Origin of the sequence: Bradyrhizobium zhanjiangense (assembly GCF_004114935.1) — a bacterium.
Lineage (GTDB): Bacteria > Pseudomonadota > Alphaproteobacteria > Rhizobiales > Xanthobacteraceae > Bradyrhizobium > Bradyrhizobium zhanjiangense.
Genome location: NZ_CP022221.1, coordinates 4,109,380 through 4,134,158, shown reverse-complemented (window position 1 = coordinate 4,134,158; position 24,779 = coordinate 4,109,380). Strand labels below are relative to the sequence as shown.

Sequence of the window (24,779 nt, the reverse complement as noted above, 5' to 3'; positions counted from 1 at the left end):
TGAGGATGAAGACGGGGAACAGGAGGAAACTGTCCTTCGCCCGCGGCCGCAGAATACGCGCACGATCCAGATCGAACGCTTCATTCCCGCAGGGCAGATCGATGCGCAATATTTTGAGAAGCCGTACTACATCGTGCCGCGGGAGGAGATCAGTCAAGAATCGTTTGCGGTGATTCGAGACGCAATGAGCCGGGAGGCGTTGTCGGGCTTGCGCGCGTGGTGCCGTCCTCGCGCGAGCGGCCAGTTCTCCTCGAACCGGCAGGTCGCGGCCTTCTCGGCGTGACGCTGCGCTTCGCGCAGGACATCCGAAATGAGGCGGACTATTTCAGCGAAATTCCGGAAATGAAGCTGCCGTCCGAAATGATGAAGCTCGCGCAGCACATCATCGTCGCAACTCTCTATTCGCGAGTCGGCGTTGCTTTGCCGGAACGCAATCAAAAAAAGAGATGATGAAAAATACAGCTTTACGCGAGTACAACAGGACAGGCCAACTCGGACTAGGCTTGCCATACCAGCCATGACCACGCCGGCCATCTGTAGAATGTCCGTGTTCAGAATTATGCCAAAGCGATTGACAAACGGTTACGAGGTTGCGAGCAGCCGCTATTGTAGCATGCAAGTTGCGTCGAGAACGCTATCGAAATTCGGCGAACAATGGCTGCGCAATACGCCGGGCATCGGCTGCAACTTGGCCAAGTAGCGCTCGACGTCGAACTAAATCATCCCCTTCTTCGTGGCCCGCAAGCTACGAACGTAATACCCTTGTCGCTGAACCGTTGACCTAATCTCGTCGCTTACTTTGAGAATTCTTTTTTCTGCTCTTGCGCCACTTATTTGCAGAGTAAGCCCCGGGTATCGCGGAGCCTGTGCTTAGAACGAGCAAGTCACGCTTCCCATTGCGATAGACATCAAACATTTTTCGCCCCCGCTAATGCCTGTCGAAGTAAACACCAAATATGCTTCGATCACTCTGATCGAGCAGCTTACTACCTCGAACGTCTGCGCGGGTTGCAAATGTGCAACGCTCCGCGACTTCAGCTAGCGCCAAGCCTGCGAACACGGGAAGCTCATGAAATCGGACAATAGCTGTCCACAGACCTTTCACTGGAACAGGTGGACAAGGCTCTGCGCATTTCGGATACCGCTCTGTGCTATGCGCCGGAACAACGGGCATGGATGGCGATTCCTTCCGCGTCAAAGGAGTTCGTGATGTTGATGTTCCGGGAGCGGCGCCTTGCTTATCGCACGATCGAGGGCTGGGCTCGGTCGGTGTTGTTGGAAGTTGGCGCCATTCGCGAGTGCGAGGAGCATGGTTGGATGCAGGACCGCACGGATCCGCATGCTCATCATCGCGCGATCGAGATTGCTCGAGAGATGCCGCCGCCCGGGGTCTCGCCAGAGGCGGCCGCCATCGCGGTAGCGGAAGTTCTGGACGGGATCGGCGATACTTGTCCCGAGTGCTGCCGGAAGAGAGGCACTGACGACGGTCTCTTTGGTTCGGATTCCGCCTGAACGCAGGTCTGGCCGAGTCCCGCTGAAATGACATTATCGCAAGATTGGCCTGACGTGCTAGACGAAGTCCGTCCGTCTTGCCTTCAGAAACTGTCTACGCCCAGAGATCTTCCAGCAGTGCCTTGCTTTCCTTCAAGTCGCGAACGTCGAAGCCTTCGTTGAACCAACCGTAGATCGGCGCGAGAAGACCGCGTGCTTCGTCAACCTTATCCTGATCACGCCAGAGCCGGGCGAGACTGACGGCAGACCGAAGTTCCCAGAGTTTCGCCTCCTGCTGACGAGCAATCGCAATGGCGTGGTGAAACTCGATCTCCGCCTCGGCCGCGGCGCCCGGCCGAGCCATTAGCATCAACTCGCCTCGTCGCCGATGCAGCTCGGCCTCGAACCATCGCACCCCCAATTTCTCGGTTAATGCCAAGGCATCGGATAGTTGGCCGAGCCCGGCTTCAAATCGTGCCGCCCTTGCCTCGGCTGCCGCGAGCTGCGCGAGGTAGAACGGAAGGGTCCATGCTGCGCCCGACGCCTGGAATCCCTCGATACCGCGCCGCAGTAGGTCCACCCCGGCTTCGGCGTCGCCGGCTTCGGCCAGCGTCCAGCCGCGATATGCCGTCCCCATCGCGAGAAAGAAGGCAAAGCTCTGCTCGGTGGTGAGCGCAACTAGCTCCTCCGCCCGTCGCCTAACCATATCCGCATCATCGAGCACGAAATGCAATCGGCAGGCAACGCTCAGCGCGAATGCGAGGCTGATTGGGTGTGATGAATCGCGCGCCTCTGACAGAGCGTCACTGCTCTGCACGCGCGCCTGATCGGCGAAGCCAAGTAGGCCACACGTCAGCGACAGGAACGAAAGCATCGCTACGCGGGCGTTTTCTGCGAACAGAGCCGTCAGAAAGCGCTGCTGCTCCGGATCGTAGAGGGCGAGCCCCCGCTCAAGATGGGTACGCGCCAAGGCCAATTGTCCGCGATGAAGCCAGCTGTCGCCGACTGCCCGATGACCGGCGACAAGAATGGCCGCGTCGTTTTGTCGTCCTGCCAAATCGAGCAGGTCCTCGGCGATGCGATGCGATCGGTCCGTTTCACCGCGCACGTGATAATGCACGAACTCGCCCCAGAGCGCCTTGAGCAGGTTCGGCGTGTCGTTCAGTGACTCGCAGAGGCAGCGCGCCCGGGCGTAGGCCCTGCCGGTCTCTTCGGCCGCATGGCCCTTTGCGGCGATCAATGCGCCGCCGAGCGCGAGTTGAAGGTCCGTTTCGGTACCCTGGCGTTCGGGGGTATCCGGCAGATGGGATAGCAGATCGAGCGCCTTTCGCATCTGCACGATTGCTTCCGTCATTGCCGATCGAGCCTTGGAACGCTCACCAGCCTTCTGCCAATAGGAAACCGCCTTTTCGATCAGACCCGCATGCCCGCAATGGTGGGCGAGAATCTCCGGTTGCTCTTGGATGCCCCGAGCGAGCCTCTCCTCAAGCGTGCCAGCGATCCGCGCGTGCAACTCGCGGCGTTGGCCGCGCAACAGTGTGCCGTATGCCGCGTCTTGGACCAGTGCGTGTTTGAACAAGAAATTGGCGTCGGGCGGTTCGCCACGCCCAAACATGAGCCCGCTGTTGATCAGCCGATCGATCGCCGCTTGCAGCTCGTTGTCACACCGCTGTACGATCGCGGCAAGCAGATCGTAGGAGAACTCGCGGCCAATGGCCGCGCCGACTTGCGCCACCTCCTTAGCTATCGGACCGATACGGTCGAGCCGCGCCATCAACGAAGCATGCAATGTGGCCGGCACAGCAAGTCCGGGCAGGGGCGCGAAAGAGATGGCTCGCGCAGCCCCCTCGGGGCTCGTTTCGAGCACCGCTTTGGTCAACTCCTCGACGAACAGCGGCACGCCATCCGTTCGTTCAGCAATTTCATTGACGATTTCGGTCGGCAGCGTCCGGGTGCCAACCACGCTCCGGATCAGCGCAGCGCCCGCGTTCTGGTCAAGCCGGTTCAGCACGAGCAAGCTGACGTGCGGTTTTCCGGTCCATACCAACTGGAACTCGGGGCGGCAGGTGATCAGGACCAAAACCGGTAGGCTCGCTACTCGATCGACCGTTCGGTCCAGCAGCTCGCGCGAGCTCGGATCGATCCATTGCATGTCCTCGAACACGACCATGATTGGATGTCTTTGCGCGAGAGTTTCAAGCTGGCGAACCAGAGCGGCGAAGCTTCTCTCCTTCTTTTTTTGCGGCGTAACGATAACGGGCAGGTCCAGATCACCGTTCGGGATCGACAGCAGCTCGGCCAGGATCGCCACGTCCTCGTCGGATGGCAATGCGGGGGATAGTAGCACTCGGAGTTTGTCGAGTTTTGCCCTCGGTGTGTCCTCACGATCGAAACCAGCCGCTCGCTGGAGTTGTGCGGTGAAGGGATAGAGCGCGCTTTCCTGATGACGTGGCGAGCAGAAATAGCGCAAGCAGGTGTGCGGCTCGCGCTTGATACGCTCCTGGAGAGCCGCAACGAGGCGCGACTTGCCGATCCCCGCCTCGCCGACTAGCAATATTACTTGACCGGTACCCGCCCGCGCACGGCGCCAGCTCCGCTCCAGCCGCGCGAGTTCTTCCTCACGCCCAACCAGCGGGGCGAGGACTGAAGGGTGCAACGCCTCGAAGCGGCCTTCCGCTGTTCCCTCATGCAGCACCCGCCAGGCTTGCACTGGCGCGGCGAAGCCCTTCAGCGTGACCGCGCCGAGATCCTCGTAGTCGAAGAGCCCGCCGATGAGCCGCCGCGTGTCCTCAGCGATTACCACTCCATCTGGCTCGGCGAGGGCCTGGAGTCGAGCGGCCAGATTCGGCGTCTCGCCAAGGACCGCCTGTGCCTCTGCAGCTTCGCTGCCGATAAGGTCACCTACGATGACGAGACCAGTCGCGAGCCCAAGGCGAACCCGCAGCTCGAACTCAGGTGGGGCTCCCGACGCGTGCCTGGGCGCGGCGATCTCAAGCGCAGCGCGCACGGCGCGTTCGGCATCGTCCTCATGCGCTGAAGGATGGCCGAACAGGATGAGCATGCCATCGCCGATGTAGCGGCTGATGGTGCCACCGTATTTGCGGACGACTGCCGCTACGCTATCGCGGTACTCGGCGATTATGTCTCGTAGATCTTCTGGATCGAGCTTTGTCGCAAGTGCCGTCGAGTCGACGAGGTCGCAAAACATCACTGTGAGCTGGCGACGCTCCGCGGAAGAACTTGGTGCGGGTGACAAGCTCAAGCGCTCCGCGACCCGTGCCACGATGGACGTCGGTGCGCCCGCCCCTGCTGCTACTCGCAGCGTGAGTGCTGCGCCACAGTCGCCACAGAAGTTCTTGCCTGGCGGATTGTCTGCCCCGCACGCCGAGCAGCGAAGGAATAGCGGCGCGCCGCAGTCGCCGCAGACCTTCTTTCCCTCTGGGTTGATTCTGCCGCAACTCGGGCAATCCATGCCGCACCCGATCGAATTGCTGACCTACATGAGTGCACGTCGGTCTAGGGACGAATCTTCAGAGCGCGCTCTCTGAAGATTCTCTCGTCAGCTGCCTACCAAGCGCCAAGGATGATCAAGCTCACGATGGTCAGGAAGTAGATACAGGCGATATTCGCAGGGAAAATGAGCCAGCCGGGTGTCATCGTTGCCTCCCGAGCGTTGTCTCTACAAGCTTAAGCCGGCAGGCTCGACAAGAATTATGAAGTGGCTAACACTCTGCAGCTCAAGCCTATTTTCAATCTAAGAAAGTTGAACATAGCCTGTCGCGACCCAAACGCGAAATGGGTGTTGATCAGCAAATGCCTGCACCTGTAGGCAGTCCACTAACTACCGCCTGCCGAGTCGATGAAAGGTCCTCTCGCGCGTCGCCGACCGACTACGAACAAAATCCAACTGCAGCGCGGAACGACTTACTACTAGCTGCAATGCAGACCGAGATGTCGCGCTGAGGCCGTCGCTCCACGTCTTGGCCGCCAGCCAGTCGCGCATCGGTTGGAAGAGCGCTCAAAGCGCGGGCACAAGGCTGAGCGTGCCGGGCGTCGCCTCACCCCAATCTGTTAGCCACCAGACCGCATCAGAAACGGATCCATTGACAGAGCTAATCGGTCCGCAACTTGCGTCGCGGCCGGCGTGGACTGCTGTTCGGTAGGCAGCGAGCCGAGAGAATTGACGGCCAGCCCGGTCCCAACGGCAAGAACAGCTATCACAATCGCAGAGAAATATTCGATCCTCATGGCGATGATCCTCCATCGCTATGACAAGACAATTGTGTTCGCTGAAAATTAGTTCCGTTGGCAGGTCGATGGTTGCGGGAAACGCCGACAAGCTTGGCCAGACTTGAGGGGTGCTCAGGCCGAAGGGCCATACGCGGGTCTCTCAGAACATTCCGATCGAGGCGAAAAGCGCAATCTCGATTAGGACAGTGAGACCCATGATGGCGACTGTAAGAATTGCTTCGCCCGGCGGTAAAGAGGTCATGGCGTGCCTCGCATATTGCGAAGCCCCGAAGCCCACTAGCGAACCTCCCGATGGCGGAAATGTTTCGGGTTCCAAGGGCGTTAAGCACAATGCCTAACGCATTTCGAGTTCCTTGATCGCCAAAGCCGCAATTTCGGCTGAGGCGAAAGCCTCCGTTTGGGCGATCCTGATGATCTTGCTTGCAACCTTTTCCGTGAGCGGATCGTCGCGATCCTTAACGCAAAGCGTATGGAGCGCCTGCTCGTAAGCTGCCGTGATGCGGCTGACCATTTCGGGCTTCAAGTCGGCGGTTTGTAATCGCAGGTAGGTAGACATTTCTTGCCTCCTAAGCCCACGCGGGAGAGCATGATAGCACGAGGAACCGATTGGCTATCGGAGAACTTCGGACGCTTGGAGCAGCGGTATTAGTGCAAAGCCGGGATCAAGGTAGCATGTCGCGCGTTACCAGGGCGGCGGCAGGATACCCGTGCATGGCAAGGAGGCTGTGCACATCAAGCCAACAGTGGCAGCCATGGCGGCCCCCCTCCGACCGCGTCCGTGGTCCATCCCCCCAGTTTAGATCATCCGGAGCATCGCCGGCGATCTGCAACGAGACTGGTGAGCAACTTCGCGGCACCGTCACGGACGATCTCACCCCACTACCATTGCAACCCACTACCATTGCAACTGCAAAATATGGTGGAGCGGCTGACCGAATTGGACGGCAGTGCACCGTCGGCCGCGCATCGCCAGGACGATACGTCACCCCGACCACACTGGAATTTTGTGTCTGCGCTTTGGCAGGTCTTACGACGCGGCCTTTAGGGCGTGACCGCCCTCTTTGAGGATATTTCACCCGCACATTTTCCGACTTTGCTCGCGCGGGACGCCGCTGACGCCCTCGAAAAATAAGCAAAAGGGAAGACCAAGACTAGCCGCCTCCGGTGGCATTTTCCTTGTAACTGAGCGCTCTAGCTCAGTGTGCCCATTCGGGGCTAGAACGCCCCGCGAGGTCCGCGTCGCCCTCCTTACCGGACGTGTTCGCCCAGGCCAACTCGCGCCATCGCGGCGAACTACTCAATCACGATGAAGCTTACAATTGAGATTCTAAAAGTGTAACGCAGGCGATCAGCGTCGCCTTGCTGAGGGTCATGACGACGAGAGCTTGTTCGCTGCGAGCTTGCAGATTGTCATCGTCCATTGATCCCACCGCCAAGAACACGCATCGGTTTCCATCTATAGGGAAAGACCGCCTTACTGTTTCGGCTCTCGAACTCAGAAATGTCAACCGACCGTCCATTGAGGGGCATGAGCGCCGGCTGGGACTGACTGCGCTGGACGCGCCGAATAGGCCCCCTCCGTTGCGCCTGCTTGAGGTTTCGTGCAGGTCTCAAGGGTTGTGCGGTGCTCAGCTTGTCACGGCACACAATACAACTTCCAGCATTGCTGCTGCCAGCATTGCTGCTGCCAATTCCGGATGGCTTGTTCATCAAATTCCTCCGCAGAGACATCCTAAGAAATCTTGAGGAATGGGTGTGGGACGCGGTCACCATGCTGCGCTCGGCCGAACTGCTCGGCGCGCACCGCAACGAACTGATCGACCTCGACGGCGAGCAGCCGCGCCTCGACGTGCCACTCAAGCGGGTGAAGAAACGGCGAGTGATCCAACAGCCGCTGCCGAGCCTCGCGGTGGAGATCATCTGCGAGGCCTTGAAGGGCAATAACAAGGATTTCGTATTCGCCAGCCCGCTCGACAACAAGCCGATGCACCGCAAAGCGATGGCTGACGCGCTGCGTGGCGACAAGCGCAAGGGCAAGGTGAGAACGCCCGGCATCTGCCAGTTGCTCGGCCTGCGGTCGTTCACGCCACACGATCTGCGGCGGACAGCGGCGAGTTGAGCGCGTCGGATCGGTCAGCCGATGGCGAAGATTGCGCTTTGCTTGGACCATCTCGTGACGACGGAGGACGGCATCAAGCTGCCACCCGTGACCGGCAAGCACTACGTCCACGCCGAGGATCGCGAGGTGAAAGAGAAGCGGGAAGTCCTGGACGCGTGGGCCGCAGAACTGCGGCGGATCATCGGCGAGCCTCCTGTGAAGGCCGTTGATCCGAAGCTGCTGCTCGCGGCCTGATCGCTCCGGAGCCCGATCCGATCTTTTGGCTCGGGCTTTTTCTACGAAACACGTTGAAACCGGTGTGCCTATCGAGCGCGTGAAGAAACGATCTGCGCCTTTAGTGAGCGCTTATCGTCAATCCATTTGAACGCGCGGCTTAAAGCTTCTGCTTGCCCTCTTGGCCCACTTTGGTGATCCCAAAAATGGGTTGTCGCTTTGTGCTAACGGTTCTTTGCTCAGCACTCAGAACTTGCCTGCGAAGCTGCTCAAGCTCAGCGCGCTGAGCAACGAGCACCTCAAGGCGTTGGTACAGAACAGTCGTACGGCTGTCCGCCTGACCGCGATCACCCATTGCACGCCCATAACTGCTTTATGAGATGGCCGCCGTTGGACGCTAGAGATCGCACAACGTGGCAAACGCTCCGAGGCCCGGCAGCAAGGGTCGAAGTAGCGATGCCAACGCGCTGAATTGGCCGCTTGTTCCTGGCGGAAGCATGGGGCGTGAAGGGCTCGGACGCAGTCAAGTCATGCTGATCGCCGCGAGCACCATGCAAACGAAGTATATACCCGCCATGCTGAAAGCGACGATCCGGGCCGTGCTCCTACCGTCCATGGTCTCTATCCACATGGAATCCACATGGGCTGGCCCCGACACCAAGGGCAATGGGGGAAGCTGGATCGGAGCCAGTCTTGCCGTCCATTGTTCAAAATGGACGGAAAGCCAACAAACTTGCCGGTAGCCGCGTTCCAATGTAGGGCGCGATCCCGCATGTCGCGGTCAGCGGGATCGGCTTGACCAGCGGTGCGCGTCGGTCCTTCTTGCACTGCCAGCGTTTCAGTGCCGCATTGAGCTTCAAATCGGCCTCTGGCCGCCAACATAAGGCGTGGAGTAGCAAGCTCGCGCGCTTTCATGCGGCGTGCACCATGGTGTTGCCCCGGATCAATTCCGCCTTCGCTCCGGACGGAACTAGTCGCAGCGGCGCTCCCTGCGTGTAACCATGCGGCCATCCCGTTCGACCGTGACGGTCTCTGTGCGGCAGCGCTGTCTTGGGCCGACCGTAACGCCTCCCGGACCGACGCCAACTGTCGTGTCGCGGTCGTAGCGGTCGCGGTCCCTGTAGTTACGGTCCCTGTAGTAGCGGTCCTCGCGATCCCGGCCAATCTGAACATCAACGCCTTGGGCCATCTTGACGCCTTGGGCGTTGGCCGGAATGGCGAGCGGGATAGTTGTCAGTGCCGCTGCGGTCGCGGCCAAAACAAGAGCGATCTTCAACATGTGCGAGTGCTCCCTTGGGGGTGAACCGGTGTAACGGGAGTGAACTCCGACCGTTCCTGCCGTAGGTGGCGGCTTCTTCCTTGCGGTCCCAAATCTGCCCTCATCGAGCGGTTGGCGATCGTCGGCGGCCCATTACTACCGCTTTTAGCGTCCCCGAAGGACACGGGCCCGATGTCTAGCGGCTTGCTGTTTGTTCTCATTTCGTTCGCGGCGCGTAGACCGCCCCGTATCATTTTCTCTTACTTGCCGAAGCCTTCCGAGTGGTGTCGATTACGATGATTTCTGAAGCGCGTTCGCCATTTTTAACACGTTCATCTCGAATGCGGTTGACCTCATTCAGCTTATTGCCAAGATCACCGTAGTCGATGATCACAAACACACCAAATTCGGTTTGTGAGGCGGCCTTATGGAATTCCAATTGCTTCTCGTAGCCGTGAACGACCGTGCCGCCTGATCGTTTCATCTCGACAAACACGCGGGCCTGATAGCCACTTGAGAATTTGAAATCTATCGGCCCTCCCCCATGTTTGCCTCGGGCGAGATATCTAAATCGTTTGCTTTGCAGAATGCATCAGCGATCTACTCCACGAACACTTCTTGGAGGTTCGCATGTCACACGTTGGTACCAACTTCATTCTTGACCAATACTGGCAAGCTGTGGATGAGATCGTCGCACATTGCGACGGTGATCTGTGGAGCGCTCTTTATCCAATCCGACGGCGGTGATTTGGAGCAGGAATTGAAGGCGCATGAAGCGGCGGTGATCGGTCCATTCGACGAAGCGACGAGGCGAACGACCAGATTGCGAATGGTGGCTTCGACGCAGTGGTCAATATCGATTTGCGTGGAGATCGAGCGTTCTCCCTCGCCGACGAACTGGTGCGCCGTCGCATCCGTTTGTCTTTGCGACCGGCTACGGTCCCGAGGTGTTGCCGATCTTCGTGCCGTGCGGTAGTTAGAAAAACCCGTCACGCGCGCGTGATCGCAGCGGCTGGCGAAAATCCGGCTTCACTGGGACCTTTATATCGACCAGCTGCAGCTGACGATCGGCGCGAAGCAGCATCCGTCTCGCTACCCGCAAAACGCCGACCATGTGGTCTTGCAAGTCCCCGACGCAACCTCTGTGTGTGGACAACGTTTTGACCAGGCTCGCCTCAGGCGCGGTTAGATATTGGAAGCGGGACTTGATGCCGGTTCCGAAGATTTCGAGGGATTCCTCGAAAGCATACGGTTTGCATTCGCCAGAACCTTCGATGGGGGGCCTTCCGCACACACCCGGCCATTTTCGATAGAAACCACGTGGTCTGCATCGAGCACGGACTCGATGCGATGCGTAATGAGCAATAAGGTTCGGCCCTTCAACTGCTGCTGGATCGCACGTCGAACGTTTTCCTCCAGGGTTCGATCGAGCGCGCTCATCGCTTCGTCGAGGATGAGAAACTTTGGATTGCGCACAATCGCACGTGCAAGACCAAGTCGCTGACGCTGACCGCCCGAGAAGCGCAGGCCATGCTGTCCTATCCAGGTGTCGTATTTGTGAGGTAAGGCCTCGACGACCTCTGAAATGCCCGCGACCCGCAGCGCCTGCCGAACCTCTTCCTCGGAGGCGTCGTTTTTAGCCATCCGCACGTTTTCGATCACCGTGCCTTCGACCAGGTCGACATCCTGGCCCGCAATCGCGAGCATGTCGAGCCAATCGGTTCGACGAACGTCTTCGATGGATCGCCCATCAACCCGTATGACACCCTCGTTGGCCGAATAGAGTCGCAACAATAGATTTACGATCGTGGTCTTGCCCGCTCCACTGGCTCCAATGAGCGCAGTGATCTTCCCCGCAGGAATGTCAAACGAAACATCCAAAAGCGCGGGCTCGGTACCGGCATCATAGCGGAACGTCACGTTGCGAAATGAAATGCCGTTCTCCAGTTTAGCCACGGCCACGTGCCCGGCCTTCGGGTACTCCTTGTCATCTGTCGACAGCATGTGTCTGATGGACCGCAGCTGCGGCTCGATCTGCGCCATATACAGCAGGTTCCCTTCCAGATCTCGCATATGCGGCTGCAATCGATAGAGCAACGCGACCGCGGTCAGGCTCGTCGCGAAGCCGATTCCCCACAAACCAGCGAACGCGATGACGAGAAACAGCACGGCAAGATAGCCCACCTCCGTCAGGGGCGAGACCAGAGCGGACAGACGCGCAAGCCGCAGCGCGACCTGCCGTGCCTGCGTCGACGCGTGCTCGAAGCGCTTCTGGTGAACCTCCTCCTGGCCATATGCGCGGATCGTGCGCATACCCTGGAGTGTCATCAGCATATGCTCACCCAGTTTTTGATGAACCAGCTTGACGCCGGCACCCAACTGCTGAATCGGCAACGAAAGATGACGCAATCCAGCCGACACGAGCATTGAGGCCGCGACGGCGAGGACGGTTATCTTGATCGAGAGCGCCAACAGAAATGACGCGAAGAGAAAAACCGAACACGAACTCACGATAATGCGGGTAAGACTGGCGTATGCCCCGGAGATCACCCATGTCTCGGTTCCCAACACCTCCATGAGGTACGCTTCGTCATGGCGTTGGAAGAACGAATACGAAGTTGACAGATACTGCAGATGAACGCGGTTGCGCGCGACTTCATTGATCTTCTCCCCAACACGCGCACTGATTAATGTGTTGATGAAGGAAAGAGCACCACGAGCAACGATGAGAAAGAGCAGAACGACGGCAGTTTCTGTCGAGCTGTGAAACCAGTTCACCGCATACCGGAGCGCTTCGCCCAGGAGGCCGCTGGTCGACGTCGCTAGCTCCACCTGCCCCATAGCGAGATAGAAGAACAGGAGCACAAGGGTAATCCCGACCGTCTCCGCCAAAGATGAAGCCAAGCCCAGGACGATCAGCGCTGGCGTCACCCAACGGGGCAAAGGCGCAAGCTTGAGCAGCTTGAACAGTTCGACCAACGCCGCACGGCGAGCAGCTCTCGGTTTTCGTATGTTGTTCGCGTGCTCTGTCATAGCGATTGACTTGGATCGCCGATGGCAAACGACGAAGCCGGGGGTCGAACCGCCCTGCGACGTTGATGACGCCATTTCCACCGGATTTCCGAGACGGTATCCCGCGGCACATCGTGTACGGCGATCCTGAGCGCGAGCAAGGGATTCCGTCTGAACAGGAGTCCAAAGATTGAAGCGAAGTACCACAACTGACCGCCCGTCAGAGCTCTCCGAAGCAGCCAACGCGCATAGTTTCTGAAGCCTAGCTCAAGCAGCGTCGTGCGCTCAGGGTGCCGCGTCATGATCTCATCGGCGACCAGCATCCACGACCGAAACATCCGGGGCATGTTGCTTGACATGTTGTTCGGAAGGTAGCGATAGCCGATCTGGTACTCGGGCACGACCGCGAACTGGTACGCCTCCGCGACACGGCAATAGAACAGCAGATCTTCGCAGCCTTCTGCCCCCGATGCCCTGAGTCCGCTCTCGAAACCTTTTGCAACTATGAGGGCTTCCCGGCGGACCAGCGCCGAGCTGCCGTTGCCAATGAAATTTCCCTGACAGAGATAGTCCAGCACCTCGCCCGCATGAAAGACGGGATCGGACCTGGCACTTACGCGACTATCGGCATCGATCCAGTCATACCAGCTGTAGACAAGACCAGTCCGCTCTCCTCCGTCAAGCAAGGCTTGAAGCTGTTGCTCAATCTTGCAGGGCGTCCAGAGATCATCGGCATCAATGAACGCGACGAAGTCCGCGCGCGCCGCCTGCCAGCCCGCATTGCGGGCGGCCGCTACCCCTGCGTTATGCTGCTCTATGATGATTATTCGAGAATCCTCGGCCAAATGTCGCTGGACGACCGCAATCGTATTGTCGGTGGAGCCGTCGTCCACGACTATGATTTCCAGCTCCCGATGCGACTGGGATCTGACGCTGCGAAGCGTCTCGTCGATCGTTGCATCGGCGTTGTAGGCAGGAATAACCACACTGACGAGGAGCGCACCTGTGCTCATTGGTACTGCTCCAAGCAACGCGCGAATGTGTCCAGGCTAAAATCGCCTCTGACCTCAATCCGCGGCAGATCCAGCAAATTGTCCTTTAGCGTCGCGGCCCGTCCGACCGTGTTGAACAGGGTCTTGTAACCACATTCGGCGGCGAGAATTTCAAGCCGCTGATCGGTAGAGCCAAACGGGGCGGCAAGCGACGTTATCGATCGCCCAAGCCACTGTTCCAACTGGGCGCGAGATCGCGTCAATTCCTCGGCGAGAGCCTGGGTCGCAAGCTGCTCGCTCCGCGGGTGACTCGCCAAATGACTGCCAAAGGATACGCCCTCGGCCGCAAGCGCGGCTATCCTGGTCGGCGCAAGCAGCGAAGCGGGCTGTCCAAACGGCGCATCCCACTCCGCCCGCTTTCCCACCAAGTCGGTCGCGACGAACACCTCTGCCGATAAATCGTTTTCCTGGAGAATCGGCCATCCATGCTCGGCGAAATCCTCGTAACCATCGTCGAAAGTGATCAGCACCGGCCTGCCGACGAACGGATGATTGTTTGCCACGAACCAGGCGAGCTGATCCGAATTGATCGTGTGGTAGCCATTTCGGCGCAGCCACAGCATCTGTTGCCCGAACGCATTCGGAGACAAGCGGTACCGCGCCAGTTCGCCTGGTCCTCCTGCCGCAATTCGGTGGTACATCAGGACCGGAACGTGCGCGCGTCTTTCGGATTGCGCGACGTCAAACCTGCGCGCCACGGCCCCACCCCACACGATGCATCGCGCAACCTCGACCTCAATCGGCGCGTCGATAGCCGCGCATGTCACCTGTGTGTCAGGGGACGCTTCACCCGGAAGTAACCGCCTGAACCGATCGATACGGTACAGCTCCGTCTCGATCGATGTCTCCAGGGCGAGTCCGGGTACGCCCCGGAGAATTCGCGTGATCGTCTCCGCCCCATACGGACTCTCCCAGTCGAGCCCCGTTCGCGACATGTTGTCCTTCAACACAAAGGCATGGGCCGCCACAAGGTGACCGCCAGGACGCAGCGCCTGCACCAGTCGCGTCGCGACCGACTCTAGTTCGGCCTCATCATTAAGGTAGTAAAGGACCTCGGAGCAGACGATCAGATCGATGTCCTGCGGGAGCGGATCGGCGGACAAATCCAGTTGAGAGAATTCGATATTCTGATGCCCATTGCATCGGACTCGAGCACGATCGAGCGCCTTGGTCGAAATATCGGCGGCCCTGAGGCGCTTGACCCTGGGTGCCAATTGCCGCGTGAAATGTCCCTCCGCACACGCAAGCTCAAGCGCGTGATCCACTGGTTGGTCCGGAAGGAGCTCGAGCTGCCGGCTATACTTTTCCTGTTCATATGGCGAACCGTAGTTCCAGGGATCCTCTTGCTCGAAGAAGCCCTCCCAAAATTGCTGGCGTGCGGTGTCTCGAGGCTTTTCGGCACATCGCTTCCGTCTGCTGGAATCGGGGATACCTGAAATGGCCAGCGGCCGCGCCTCACGCGAGGCCCGCGTGGCCAACTCGCGCAAGCGCCCCCGGTGAGTATCTCGGCCGTCTCGCATCAAAGATCGAACCCGTTCGGTCCGCTTGTGGAGTGCGATTTTCGCCCGAACCAGCCTTCCGATCTGGTCTTTGACCTGCAAATGAACGAGGCCATGGCCGGCCAGCGCGATCCAGAAGCGGCTGTCGACAGTGCCGAGGGCACCAATATCGAGCAGCGTCAGGATGCGAGGCCCGTCACAGAGATAGACGTACAATCGATCAACAGTCCCGATCGGCCTAATGGTGCCGATACGGCGAAGGTCAACGCGCGTGCCGAACGTCAACGTGAGGACCCTGGGCGCCGAAAGGTCGTCATAGTCGAGCACTTTCCGCTCAAAGCGGTATTGGCACTTTCGCCCTGCCGCCGGGTCGTTCCATGCGCGACCGATCGCTGAAATGAGGTTGGTTACGCCCTCCCCGTATTGCGGCCACCGTTCCGCCAGCTTGGCGGGCACCGTTCTGGCCCCGACCGTCACGGCATCGAGCAGAACAGCGGCAATGAAGTCCGCCGTTGTCTCGGTCTTTGGGATGTCGCTGAGCGTTTCCAGCGATGGATCGCTGGCGTTCCTGCGGCCGCATTCAAATCCGGCACACCAGAGCGCGAAATACGCGTACGCCGCTGCCGCGCTACCGTATGCAGTTGAAGCTCCAGCCCGATGTGCGGGCGCCGGCTCGCTGACGCGATCATCGCTCGAAAATCCGCGCGCAATGACCACCCGCGCGTCGGTCAGCATCCGTTTGACGTCCTGTGTCAGAGAATGGTCGCTTGTCCGATAATAGCTCAATTTCTCATCGACATGGATCCACCTGCCGCCGCAGCGAGCGATCCGTTGCCATAGGTCCCAATCTTCGCACGTGCGGAGACTGGTCTCAAAGCCACCGACCTTTGCGACCGCGCTCTTTAGGACGAGCACGCCATGGATGAACGTGGCACACGTGCGGGCGAACCGTTCAAATGCGTTGTCCTGGATGGCCGGATCGCGGCGAACGGGAGTTTCACTGCCGTCAGGCATAACCCGGCAACAGTTGCAATAGGCGGCCACCGCCGCGGGATCGCGATCCAGCGCAGCATTCATCTGCGCAAGGAAGGATCGATCAATCCAATCGTCACTGTCCAGGAACAGTATTCGTTCGCCGCGCGCGCTTGCAATTCCCTTGTTGCGGGCACCGGAAGCGCCTGCTCCGCCAGACTGCAGAATCCGAAAGCGGGAATCCCGCGCCACATATTCAGCAACGATCGCGGCCGTGGCATCGATCGAACCGTCATCCACGACCAGCGCCTCCCAGTCGGCGGCGCTCTGCGCGAGCACGCTGTCAAGCGTTTCAGCAATGGTCCCTGCAGCATCGCGGGCGGCGATCACGACGGACGTACGCGGATCGGCTGTCATCTGCGAAACCTTCGACGATGATAGAACAGCAATCCGGCGAGATACCCCATCATCTCCTCTTTGAGGAAGCGGTCGCCAATGCTCCTTCCTTCTATTGCTTTCCGGAGCAACCGATAGAGATACCAACGCGGCTTGTGATAGTAGGCCAGACGCCGGTTCGCTGAGATTCCGGTTCTTTCATACTGCACCAAAAGTGCGGCCGCATGACCGCGCATGTAGTGATAGATCTGGCTGGCCAGGCCATCCATTGTCCTGCGGTGAAAGTGGAATGCGACTGACGCCGGAGTGTAACGACACGTGTAGCCGCCCGCGAGCAATCGATACCAATACTCCGAGTCGCCCGAGCAGCCGGCCTGACCGACGTCCAGGCGCTCATCAAAGAGCCCGACGGCCTGAAACACCTCGCGCCGGAACGCCATGCTCGCTCCGGCGCCGATGTCCCACGCGGGAAGGACCTGGCCGCGATGCGATCGGAAGGCTGCGCTGTCGTAATCCTGTTCGCGATAGCCTTTGCCAAATCCCCAATACGTCTCGAAATGCCGTTGCGCCTCGGTCGCGAGCTCGGCGGGAAGCACCAGCCCAGTCACCGCACCGATCTGGGGGGAGTCAAACGCACATGTCAGTTGCTCCAGCCAACGCGGGTGAAGCAGCACATCGTCGTCCGTATAGGCGACAATATCTCCGGTCGCCTGGAGCGCGCCGGCATTGCGCGCAATATCCAGACCGGGTCGCTCCTCGCGAATATAGGTTGCTGCCGCGGCCGACGCGACATCCCGCGTCCGCCGATCGCGCGATGCATTGTCCACCACAATGATTTCTCGGGGGGGATGGGTCTGCCGCGGCAACGACGACAAGCATTTTTTCAGCTCCTCCGGACGGTCGCGCGTGCAGATCACCACGCTCGCCGAGAGCCTCTCTTTCCTCGGGGTTCGCAGTTTGGCGTCGACCGTTGAGAGAAAGGCGTCGTTGATATGATCAATCCTGGCGTCCGTTATCTGGCCCTCATGCATCAGCACATGGCCGATCGGCTGGTCGGCGCGCCAGAACACCGTCATGCCCTCGTTCAACGTCGTTTCCGCAACATCGGACGCCGACCTCACGGAAACATGCGTCACGCCTCTTCCCAATCCAATTCCTGCGAATGGGGTCTCGATCATCGTCGTGCGAAATATGCCGGCGGGTTGCTATCGCTCCACCTGAGTGCAGTCTCAATAATGAAATCGATCTCGGATTGCCGCGGGCTCCAACCGAGCTCCCGCTTGGCTTTGGCAAAGGAGGCGACGAGCATGGGCGGGTCGCCCGAGCGGCGTGGGCCGCGCGGACGACCGGATCGGTTCCGGAGACACGCTTCACGGCCTTTATTAGTTCGAGCACACTCGTGCCAACCCCTGTACCGAGATTGAAGACATGAGTACCGCCTCGAGCCACCAGCATGTCACCTGCGAGAAGGTGCGCCTGCGCCAGGTCATTGACGTGGATATAGTCCCTGATTGCACTGCCATCCGGCGTCGGAAAGTCCGTTCCCAGAATGGTGAAAGGCCGATCGGGTCGGCGCGCTGCTTCGATCGCCAGCGGAATGGCATGCGTTTCCGGTTCGTGGCGCTCGCCGAGCTCGCCGTCAGGGTCACAGCCCGCCGCGTTGAAATAGCGCAGCGAAACCGACGACATCTCGTACGCGCGATCAAAGTCCTCCAGCATGCGCTCGATGATCATCTTGGACCACCCATAGGGATTAATCGGCGCCTGCGGATGTGTTTCGTCTATCGGGGTGTGCTTGGGAACTCCGTAACTGGCACACGTGCTGGAAAAGAGCACGCGCGAACAGCCGGCCGCTCGCATTGCCTCCAGGAGGGCAAGCGTTCCTCTCGTGTTATTATCGTAATAGATGGCGGGATCAGCCACGGACTCGCCGACATAAGCCAGCGCCGCAAAGTGCGCGACGAGATCCGGCTTGTAGGTGTCCAGCGCTGCGCGCACGCCGGCTGAATCGCGAATATCGCACTCGACCAACGGTCCCCAGCGCACCGCATCGCGCCAGCCCCGGGAAAGATTGTCGAGCGTCACGACGTTCCAACCCGCCGTCGCAAACGCCTTGCAGCAATGCGAGCCGACGTAGCCGGCACCGCCGGTGACCAGCACGGTCTTGTTCATCTCGCCGCACCCGCACCGCGCGCAATCATCAACGTCTCGAAAAACGCAATGGTCTTGTCCAGGCCATCTCGCAGAGGAACAGTTGGAGCCCATCTCAACGTATCTCGTGCCATCTTGATGTTAGGCTGGCGCTGCCTTGGGTCATCGATCGGAAGCGGCTTGAAGTTGATCTCGGATCTGGACCCTGTGAGTTCGATTACCAGCGCGGCCAGCTCCACCATCGTGATCTCGGCAGGGTTTCCGAGATTCATCGGACCGACAACGCCGTCGCTCGTATTCATAAGTCTGACGAGACCGTCAATCATGTCGTCAACGTAGCAAAATGAGCGCGTCTGCTTGCCATCGCCGTAAATCGTAATCGGCTGATTGGTGAGCGCCTGCACAATGAAGTTCGAAACGACGCGTCCGTCGTAGGGCCGCATTCGCGGACCATAGGTGTTGAAAATGCGAGCAACTTTTATCGAAAGGTTATGTTGGCGCCGATAGTCGAAAAACAGTGTTTCAGCGCAACGCTTCCCCTCGTCGTAGCACGAGCGCGGCCCGATTGGATTAACCCTGCCCCAATAGGTCTCATCCTGTGGATGAGTCTCAGGATCGCCGTAGACTTCCGAGGTCGATGCCTGGAGAATCTTTGCCCGTATTCTCTTCGCCAGTCCAAGCATGTTGATCGAGCCGTGCACGCTCGTCTTGGTCGTTTGAACGGGATCGTGCTGGTAGTAAATCGGACTGGCAGGGCACGCCAGATTGAATATCTCATCGACTTCCACATAGAGAGGAAACGTAATGTCGTGCCGGATGATTTCGAGCTGAGGTGAACCCAACAGCGCACCTAGGTTTTCTTTCGCGCCGGTGTAGAAATTATCGACGCACAGAACTTCGCTCCCCGCGCCAATCAGCTGTTCGCACAAGTGCGAACCCAGGAAGCCAGCGCCGCCCGTTACCAGAATCCGCTTCCTTCGCGCCAACAATGATTTAACTCCCAACGCAATACACGGTCTCCACAAATGCGGATTCAGTCACTCCCACACCTGCTTGACTTCCAACCAACGATCTATCGGTTGGCACTCTGCTGTCTGTAATAACGTACGTTATTCCGGTGTTCGGCCTGTCGTTACTTTCGAACGACGGCGGCCATCTCTAGACGCCGTAATATTAACCTTGTTGCCGACGATGGCCGTTTTGTGTCGAATGAGGGCCGCCCTCGCCTGCATCAGGGACATGACAAGTCACGCTTCAAGAGTTTGAACGGTGGCGCACCAGCACAACACACGTTGATCTTATAGCGGATTGAAGCGATAGGTTGAAACGAGGTGCGAGATAGAGCTGCGCCACGCACGGTGGGACGCCCGATTCCAACATCGACGGTGAAGATCACGGTAAATCCGGTGAACGACGCGCCGGTTGCGGCTGACGACAGTTTTACTACTGCAGAGGATACTCGTGTTCGCCAGCGGCAACGTGTTGGCCAACGACAGCGGCGTTGAGCTTGTTGATGGTGCGATGGTTTCCGGACCTTCAAGGGCAGGAAGCTTCATGCTGATGACGATGCTTCGTTCAGCAGTACGCCAGTAAACCTCAACGGCACCGACTCGTTGCCTGCAAAGCTAACGACGGGGTGGCAGATTCCGGCATTGCGACTGTCTCGATCGATACCGCCGCGGTCGATGGACGTGGCACAGGCAGATATCGGCGACTGCCTTTCTTGGCCACTTACGTTTAAAAGGCGGCAATCCGGCAGACATGCCGGTCGAGCAACCCACAGCATTCCAGCTTGTTGTCAACCTCCGTACCGCCAAGCGCTGCGCGTAACAATTCCGGAGCCGAGGTCGTGAATAGGTACCACCTGCATGACCGGCTGCGTCTTCTCAGGCGAGTTTCGAAGGGAGTCCATCGTACATGGAATCGTCTTTGCTTGGCAGCGCAGGGTTCAAGTATTCATGAGAAAGGTTTGAAAGCTCAAACAAACAAAGGTAGGCGTCTCACCGTCGGAGTTCGGATTTCTGGAAGACTCAAAGAACGCGAGTGAGCGGCTACGGGTTCAACGCCGTCCCAACCTCAACGTTAGTCGGTAAAACCAGACGCATGCAGGGAGGCGCACCTCTGCATGTCGGGACCATTCGACCCCGGGTCAGAATGTCCTCCACGGCAAGTAAGATCGCGCTCTTCATGGCGCCAATCTGTATGCCACCATCGAGCTCGCGGTCAATGCGATTGATCCGCCGAAGCCGCTCGGAACCGCGCCATCACAGTAGCCTCGCCCACGGTACGCAGATCCTGGCAGATGCCGGATCGCTACGAAGCGCCCCGCTAGGAAGGATAGAGATCCTAAACTTTCCAACCTGCTAAACGCCGACGTGTGATTTTGTCCAGATGCGCGCGGCGGTTTTAGCCAAGCCAAGGCGACGCAGAGGTGCTTGTGAGTTTCCGCGTAACGGCTGTTGTCAACCGAGAAAGCCGCGGCCAATGGGTGTTTGCGTTCTGACGAACGGTCGAAACGCCACGGGCATCAGAAAGGAACTCCCTCTCTGGGCTTCCATTAATTTAATTCCGGCGGAGGAGTTCGATGGCCAAGGTCCGGAAGTCGGCTGCACGCCCAGAGGGCGGCGGATGGAGTCTGGCGCCAGCCCTGGGACTTCTTGCGGTCGCGTTTCTGTTGGATCGCCTCGCCCCGCCCGAGAACGTAGCGCGGCCCGACAGAAGGGAAGCATTTCCTAAGAAGCAGGATGGCGATCGGGACGCTTTCCCGGCCGCCGTCGCGACGGAAGGCGATGACCGCGGGCGGCTCGCCGACGCGCCCTCCGAGATTCCGGCGCGCGGTTGGAAGGACATCCTGCTGCGGGTCTACGGCAACATCTCCGAGCACCGCGTCCTCGCGCTCGCCGCCGGCATGACCTACTATAGCCTGCTCGCGATCTTCCCGGCGCTGGCGGCCCTCGTCGCAATCTATGGGCTCTTCTCGGATCCGGGCAGCATCGCCAAGCACGTCGACCAGGTCTCCGGATTCCTTCCGGGCGGCGCCATCGACGTCGCCAGAGATCAGCTCACGCGCGTGGCCTCGAAGGGCAATCAGACGCTCGGTCTCACCTTCGCCATCGGCCTGGCGGTCTCGCTCTGGAGCGCGAACGCGGCCATGAAGTCGCTGTTCGACACGCTCAACATCGTTTACGGCGAGAAAGAGAAGCGAGGCTTCGTGAAGCTGAACGCGCTTTCCCTCTCCTTCACGCTCGCCGGCATCGCCTTCGTCCTGATCGCACTCGGCGCGGTGGTGGTCCTGCCGGTGGCGCTGAACTTCGTCGGACTGTCGAACGCCGCCGATCTTCTCGTTCGCATCGCCCGGTGGCCCGCGATGTTCGTCGCGGTCGCGCTGGCGCTCGCGCTCATCTATCGCTTCGGACCAAGCCGCGAAGCGCCACGCTGGCGCCGGATCACGTGGGGCAGCGCAATCGCGACCGTCTTGTGGCTCGGCGCATCGGCGCTGTTCTCCTGGTACGCCGCCAACTTCGGCAAGTTCAACGAGACCTACGGCTCGCTCGGCGCCGCGATCGGCTTCATGACTTGGCTGTGGATCTCCGCGATCGTGATCCTGCTCGGAGCCGAGCTCGATGCCGAGATGGAGCACCAGACCGCGCGCGACACGACGACGGGCAGCGAGAAACCTATGGGCGCACGTGGCGCCAGGATGGCCGATACGGTAGGCGCGGCCCGCAGCGCCTGATGATCCAGGCGGCGGCCCGTGGCCGTGTTTCGAAGGTCCGGATGCAAAATGGCCGCAGACTGACAGCCTGCGGCCCACCGGCAAAAATATGAGCACGGATGAAATACGCCAGCCCCGGTGCTGCGGGATAGATAGCCCGTCGGCGGCGCGTTTTGGATTCCGTGAGTCTACGGAGAGGGCGGCCTCAAGAGCGAGGTGCGAGACCGCAATCACATCGGACCGGGTTCCCGCGATCAACCTTGCTTCAGCGCGTCCTTGACCTCGCGCACAGGCCGGCTTTCGCCGGCCGGTATGACGCGGACCTTCACGCCGCCGCCGACCGGCGCGTGCGAGGCCACGTCATCGTCCCCGTCAGATCAGTCTCGGGCTTCCAGGCGAGCGTGAGATCCAGATCGCCTGGAAACACCAGCCATTGCGATCCGTCTTCGAGTTCGACGATGTGGCTTTCGGAATGGGACCGGATCTTCATCAGGCCGCATCCAGACTCCGCGGCGGGTCGTGCTGCACGAATGGGCGCCGCAGCCGGCCCGCCTCGTCACCGTGGCAGCTTGGACACCTGAACCGGACAACCGGCTGCGCGGATGACGTCCGCTGCAGGTTCGCGGCCATGGGCCAGGCGCCACAGCACGGGCAATCATCGCGACGGCTCCTTCAAGGCCAGCCCCTGTGATTCGAACGGCCTGGACATTTGCGGGTTCCCGCTCGGAGGCGGTCTCGAGGCGGTCCTCGTCGACCCGGCAGGTACATGCGTGAACCAACAATCGCTCTTGCCGTTGTGCCGCATCGGGACCGCTCTCGACCGCGTGCACCATGAGGACCGACCCACACCAGCATCTCGATTCAGCCGGCGCCTGGGACCGGACCTACCTCGAGTCGCTGATCCGCGAGGATTTCGAGCGATGCCATCCCGACGACACCCTGGCCGACCTCAAGCGGCGCGCGTCTTTTTCGAAGGAGGACAGAGGCCTGCTGCGGGATTGGATGGCGGTAGCGGCGGCTCGCGCTGCGGCCACATGCACGGCCGCCGACGATCCGCTGATCCGAGAAGGATCCTGTTGATCGATGCGATTTGAGTTAGCTACGTGCCCTTCATCCCTTTCATGTTCATCTCCTTCATTCCCTTCGGTCCTGGCGCCGACTTGATCGGAATCGTGCAGCCGGTCCTCGGCCTCGCGCTCAGTTCGGGCGCGGTGCTTCACATGCCAAATCCGCAGCGCGAGAAAGGCGCAGATCTACGACGGGAAGAGCACGACGTCCGCAGCGCTGCCGAAATGCGCGCTGCGATGCGGGAGCTCGGCACCGCGCCGATTACGTTGGCGGTGGTGCGCTCGAATATGAATTGGTGATTGCGAGGAGGCGGCACAGTATTCTTTGCGGGCGACGCGGCACGTCCAATAACGGAAAGCCGATCCGATCGCGACCGCGTCGGTGACGCCGCTGGTATCTTATCTCGATGACTTTGCGCGCGGGGCCGCTAGCTCGTATTCGACGAGCCGCCGCACGAGGCGCGCGTCCCCATTAGGAACCACGGCCGATCGTCCTACTTATTCCGACCGTGCTCGGGCCAGGCTGGAAGACCTACCCAAGGGATGATCAGATGCTCGGATTAGCAATTCTGTTCGCAGCGCTGGGATTGGGTTTCGCCATCGGCTATGGAACCCGAGGGATCATTACACAAAAACGCCGCGCCGAATATCTGGCCTACGCGCCCTACTTAGAACCCGTAGACGGCAGCCCAGATGCCAATCGCAGGGGGCGGCCGGTAACGACGGCCAGCAGAGCTTTCTTGATCGTGGCTGACCATCTGGGGTTCGCCCTCGCCTTGGATTTCACGTTGGCGCTGCTCGTGATCCTGCTGTTACCAAGGTGGTCATAACGCCGACGAAGTAATCAGCAGCACGACGATGAGTGCCGGGATAAGGACGTTCTCCCGCATGCGACCGCCTAGAGAGGGCCACCTGGCCGGCACGCTGGCGGAATGGGGCTGGTTACCGCCAGGCGCCGATCGGCACCGCGGACGATGCGATTGCAACCGGGACGCTGGACTACAATGCCGCCATTCGCGTCGCGCGAGCGCAGGTTGAGGCAGAGCGCGCAGAAGCTAAAGTTAAAGCAGATGGACCGCTACTTACTGTGCAATCGGCCGTCGAGTCCTACATTGCAGCACTCAATGCCCGTCATAGCAGACGCGCCGGGCGCATGGTGCGATCGGACGTGGACAACCGCCTTTCGCGCTATGTTATCGGGCGAAAAGCTGGACCGAAACGCGAGGACGTCCCGCCAGCACCACTGGCCAGCGTGCCGCTGCGTGCGCTAACGGAAAATGATCTACGGACATGGAGGGGAGATCTGCCCTCAAAGCTGAAGGAGACGAGCAAGAAGCGGATCGGCAGCGCCCTTCGCGCCGCTCTCAAAGCAGCCTATGAAACCTATCGGAAACGTCTCGGGGACGCACTGCCAATGGTGGTGGGCCTGAAGGCTACAGAAACCGAGGACGATGACGACATTCGGGAGTCCCGCCGATCGTGCGGAACGTCGTGGCACCGCCGCAAGGGTCGTGCCAGATCGGCGCCTGCGGCTTTCGTTTGGATGGCATCTTTCTTAAGCGGGCAGATTATTCGGCGATGAG

At 59.9% G+C, this 24,779-nt stretch carries 19 protein-coding genes and 3 pseudogenes; 9 read left to right on the top strand and 13 right to left on the bottom strand.

The genetic code is table 11. The features are described from left to right. Positions 1-61 precede the first annotated feature (61 nt). Together XH85_RS48070 and XH85_RS19530 are read left to right on the top strand one after the other, a co-directional pair. Positions 62-283, top strand: a pseudogene (locus XH85_RS48070) (Ku protein); the annotation flags it as partial. Next, positions 217-450 (top strand): hypothetical protein, encoded by a 234-nt coding sequence (locus tag XH85_RS19530; RefSeq protein ID WP_128933093.1) that lies wholly within the window; start codon positions 217-219, stop codon positions 448-450. The pseudogene XH85_RS48070 and the gene XH85_RS19530, both read left to right, overlap by 67 nt. A gap of 264 nt (positions 451-714) precedes the next feature. Here XH85_RS19530 and XH85_RS46740 read toward each other — a convergent pair. Then, a pseudogene (locus tag XH85_RS46740) lies at positions 715-916 on the bottom strand (hypothetical protein). A gap of 197 nt (positions 917-1,113) precedes the next feature. Here XH85_RS46740 and XH85_RS19520 point away from each other — a divergent pair. Further along, positions 1,114-1,512: a hypothetical protein gene (locus XH85_RS19520; protein ID WP_338025656.1), complete on the top strand. Its 399-nt coding sequence runs from the start codon at positions 1,114-1,116 to the stop codon at positions 1,510-1,512. A gap of 94 nt (positions 1,513-1,606) precedes the next feature. Here XH85_RS19520 and XH85_RS19515 read toward each other — a convergent pair whose 3' ends face one another. Beyond that, on the bottom strand, positions 1,607-4,963 hold the full coding sequence (locus XH85_RS19515) for an adenylate/guanylate cyclase domain-containing protein (RefSeq protein ID WP_128933092.1): 3,357 nt from the start codon (positions 4,961-4,963) through the stop codon (positions 1,607-1,609). A gap of 1,113 nt (positions 4,964-6,076) precedes the next feature. Continuing rightward, a complete protein-coding gene (locus XH85_RS19510; protein WP_128933091.1) occupies positions 6,077-6,298 on the bottom strand; it encodes a hypothetical protein in 222 nt (73 codons plus the stop codon). Between the two features lie 1,215 nt (positions 6,299-7,513). Between XH85_RS19510 and XH85_RS46735 the strand changes: the two genes are divergently transcribed. Together XH85_RS46735 and XH85_RS46730 are read left to right on the top strand one after the other, a co-directional pair. Beyond that, positions 7,514-7,861 carry a tyrosine-type recombinase/integrase gene (locus XH85_RS46735; protein WP_245473727.1) on the top strand — a complete coding sequence of 116 codons (348 nt, stop codon included), beginning with the start codon at positions 7,514-7,516 and terminating at the stop codon, positions 7,859-7,861. 21 nt (positions 7,862-7,882) lie between these two features. Continuing rightward, positions 7,883-8,095 carry a hypothetical protein gene (locus XH85_RS46730; protein WP_245473728.1) on the top strand — a complete coding sequence of 71 codons (213 nt, stop codon included), beginning with the start codon at positions 7,883-7,885 and terminating at the stop codon, positions 8,093-8,095. Between the two features lie 949 nt (positions 8,096-9,044). Here the strand turns inward: XH85_RS46730 and XH85_RS19495 are convergent. The 9 genes and pseudogenes from XH85_RS19495 to XH85_RS19460 form a co-directional block, all read right to left on the bottom strand. After that, on the bottom strand, positions 9,045-9,353 hold the full coding sequence (locus XH85_RS19495) for a hypothetical protein (RefSeq protein ID WP_128933090.1): 309 nt from the start codon (positions 9,351-9,353) through the stop codon (positions 9,045-9,047). A 229-nt stretch (positions 9,354-9,582) separates the two neighbouring features. Further along, the gene (locus XH85_RS19490) at positions 9,583-9,828 is read right to left on the bottom strand and encodes a hypothetical protein (RefSeq protein ID WP_206734917.1); all 246 of its coding nucleotides are present in this window, start codon (positions 9,826-9,828) and stop codon (positions 9,583-9,585) included. A 137-nt stretch (positions 9,829-9,965) separates the two neighbouring features. Then, positions 9,966-10,325 carry a hypothetical protein gene (locus XH85_RS45205; protein WP_164940652.1) on the bottom strand — a complete coding sequence of 120 codons (360 nt, stop codon included), beginning with the start codon at positions 10,323-10,325 and terminating at the stop codon, positions 9,966-9,968. Between the two features lie 192 nt (positions 10,326-10,517). Then, positions 10,518-12,311 carry an ABC transporter ATP-binding protein gene (locus XH85_RS19485; RefSeq protein ID WP_208758132.1) on the bottom strand — a complete coding sequence of 598 codons (1,794 nt, stop codon included), beginning with the start codon at positions 12,309-12,311 and terminating at the stop codon, positions 10,518-10,520. Positions 12,312-12,361: 50 nt separating this feature from the next. Next, positions 12,362-13,357 (bottom strand): glycosyltransferase family 2 protein, encoded by a 996-nt coding sequence (locus tag XH85_RS19480; RefSeq protein WP_128933088.1) that lies wholly within the window; start codon positions 13,355-13,357, stop codon positions 12,362-12,364. Further along, entirely contained in the window at positions 13,354-16,284 is a 2,931-nt protein-coding gene (locus XH85_RS19475) for a trifunctional glycosyltransferase/class I SAM-dependent methyltransferase/polysaccharide deacetylase (protein ID WP_128933087.1), read from the bottom strand. Before XH85_RS19475 ends, XH85_RS19480 begins: the two co-directional genes overlap by 4 nt. Beyond that, entirely contained in the window at positions 16,281-17,351 is a 1,071-nt protein-coding gene (locus XH85_RS19470) for a glycosyltransferase family 2 protein (protein WP_245474161.1), read from the bottom strand. Before XH85_RS19470 ends, XH85_RS19475 begins: the two co-directional genes overlap by 4 nt. Positions 17,352-17,437: 86 nt before the next feature. After that, positions 17,438-18,435, bottom strand: a pseudogene (galE, locus tag XH85_RS19465) (UDP-glucose 4-epimerase GalE). Further along, entirely contained in the window at positions 18,432-19,403 is a 972-nt protein-coding gene (locus XH85_RS19460; RefSeq protein ID WP_128933085.1) for a UDP-glucuronic acid decarboxylase family protein, read from the bottom strand. Before XH85_RS19460 ends, galE begins: the two are co-directional and overlap by 4 nt. A 342-nt stretch (positions 19,404-19,745) precedes the next feature. Here XH85_RS19460 and XH85_RS48065 point away from each other — a divergent pair, with 342 nt between their 5' ends. Both XH85_RS48065 and XH85_RS19455 read left to right on the top strand, forming a co-directional pair. Further along, on the top strand, positions 19,746-19,919 hold the full coding sequence (locus XH85_RS48065) for a hypothetical protein (protein ID WP_420837897.1): 174 nt from the start codon (positions 19,746-19,748) through the stop codon (positions 19,917-19,919). A gap of 1,079 nt (positions 19,920-20,998) precedes the next feature. Next, positions 20,999-22,150: a YihY/virulence factor BrkB family protein gene (locus XH85_RS19455; protein ID WP_128933084.1), complete on the top strand. Its 1,152-nt coding sequence runs from the start codon at positions 20,999-21,001 to the stop codon at positions 22,148-22,150. A gap of 304 nt (positions 22,151-22,454) precedes the next feature. Here the strand turns inward: XH85_RS19455 and XH85_RS19450 are convergent, their stop codons facing one another. Beyond that, the gene (locus XH85_RS19450) at positions 22,455-22,619 is read right to left on the bottom strand and encodes a hypothetical protein (protein WP_245474159.1); all 165 of its coding nucleotides are present in this window, start codon (positions 22,617-22,619) and stop codon (positions 22,455-22,457) included. Between the two features lie 613 nt (positions 22,620-23,232). Here XH85_RS19450 and XH85_RS19440 point away from each other — a divergent pair. Then, a complete protein-coding gene (locus XH85_RS19440) occupies positions 23,233-23,496 on the top strand; it encodes a hypothetical protein (RefSeq protein WP_128933082.1) in 264 nt (87 codons plus the stop codon). Positions 23,497-23,747: 251 nt separating this feature from the next. Beyond that, positions 23,748-24,026: a hypothetical protein gene (locus XH85_RS19435; protein WP_128933081.1), complete on the top strand. Its 279-nt coding sequence runs from the start codon at positions 23,748-23,750 to the stop codon at positions 24,024-24,026. Positions 24,027-24,779 lie beyond the last annotated feature (753 nt).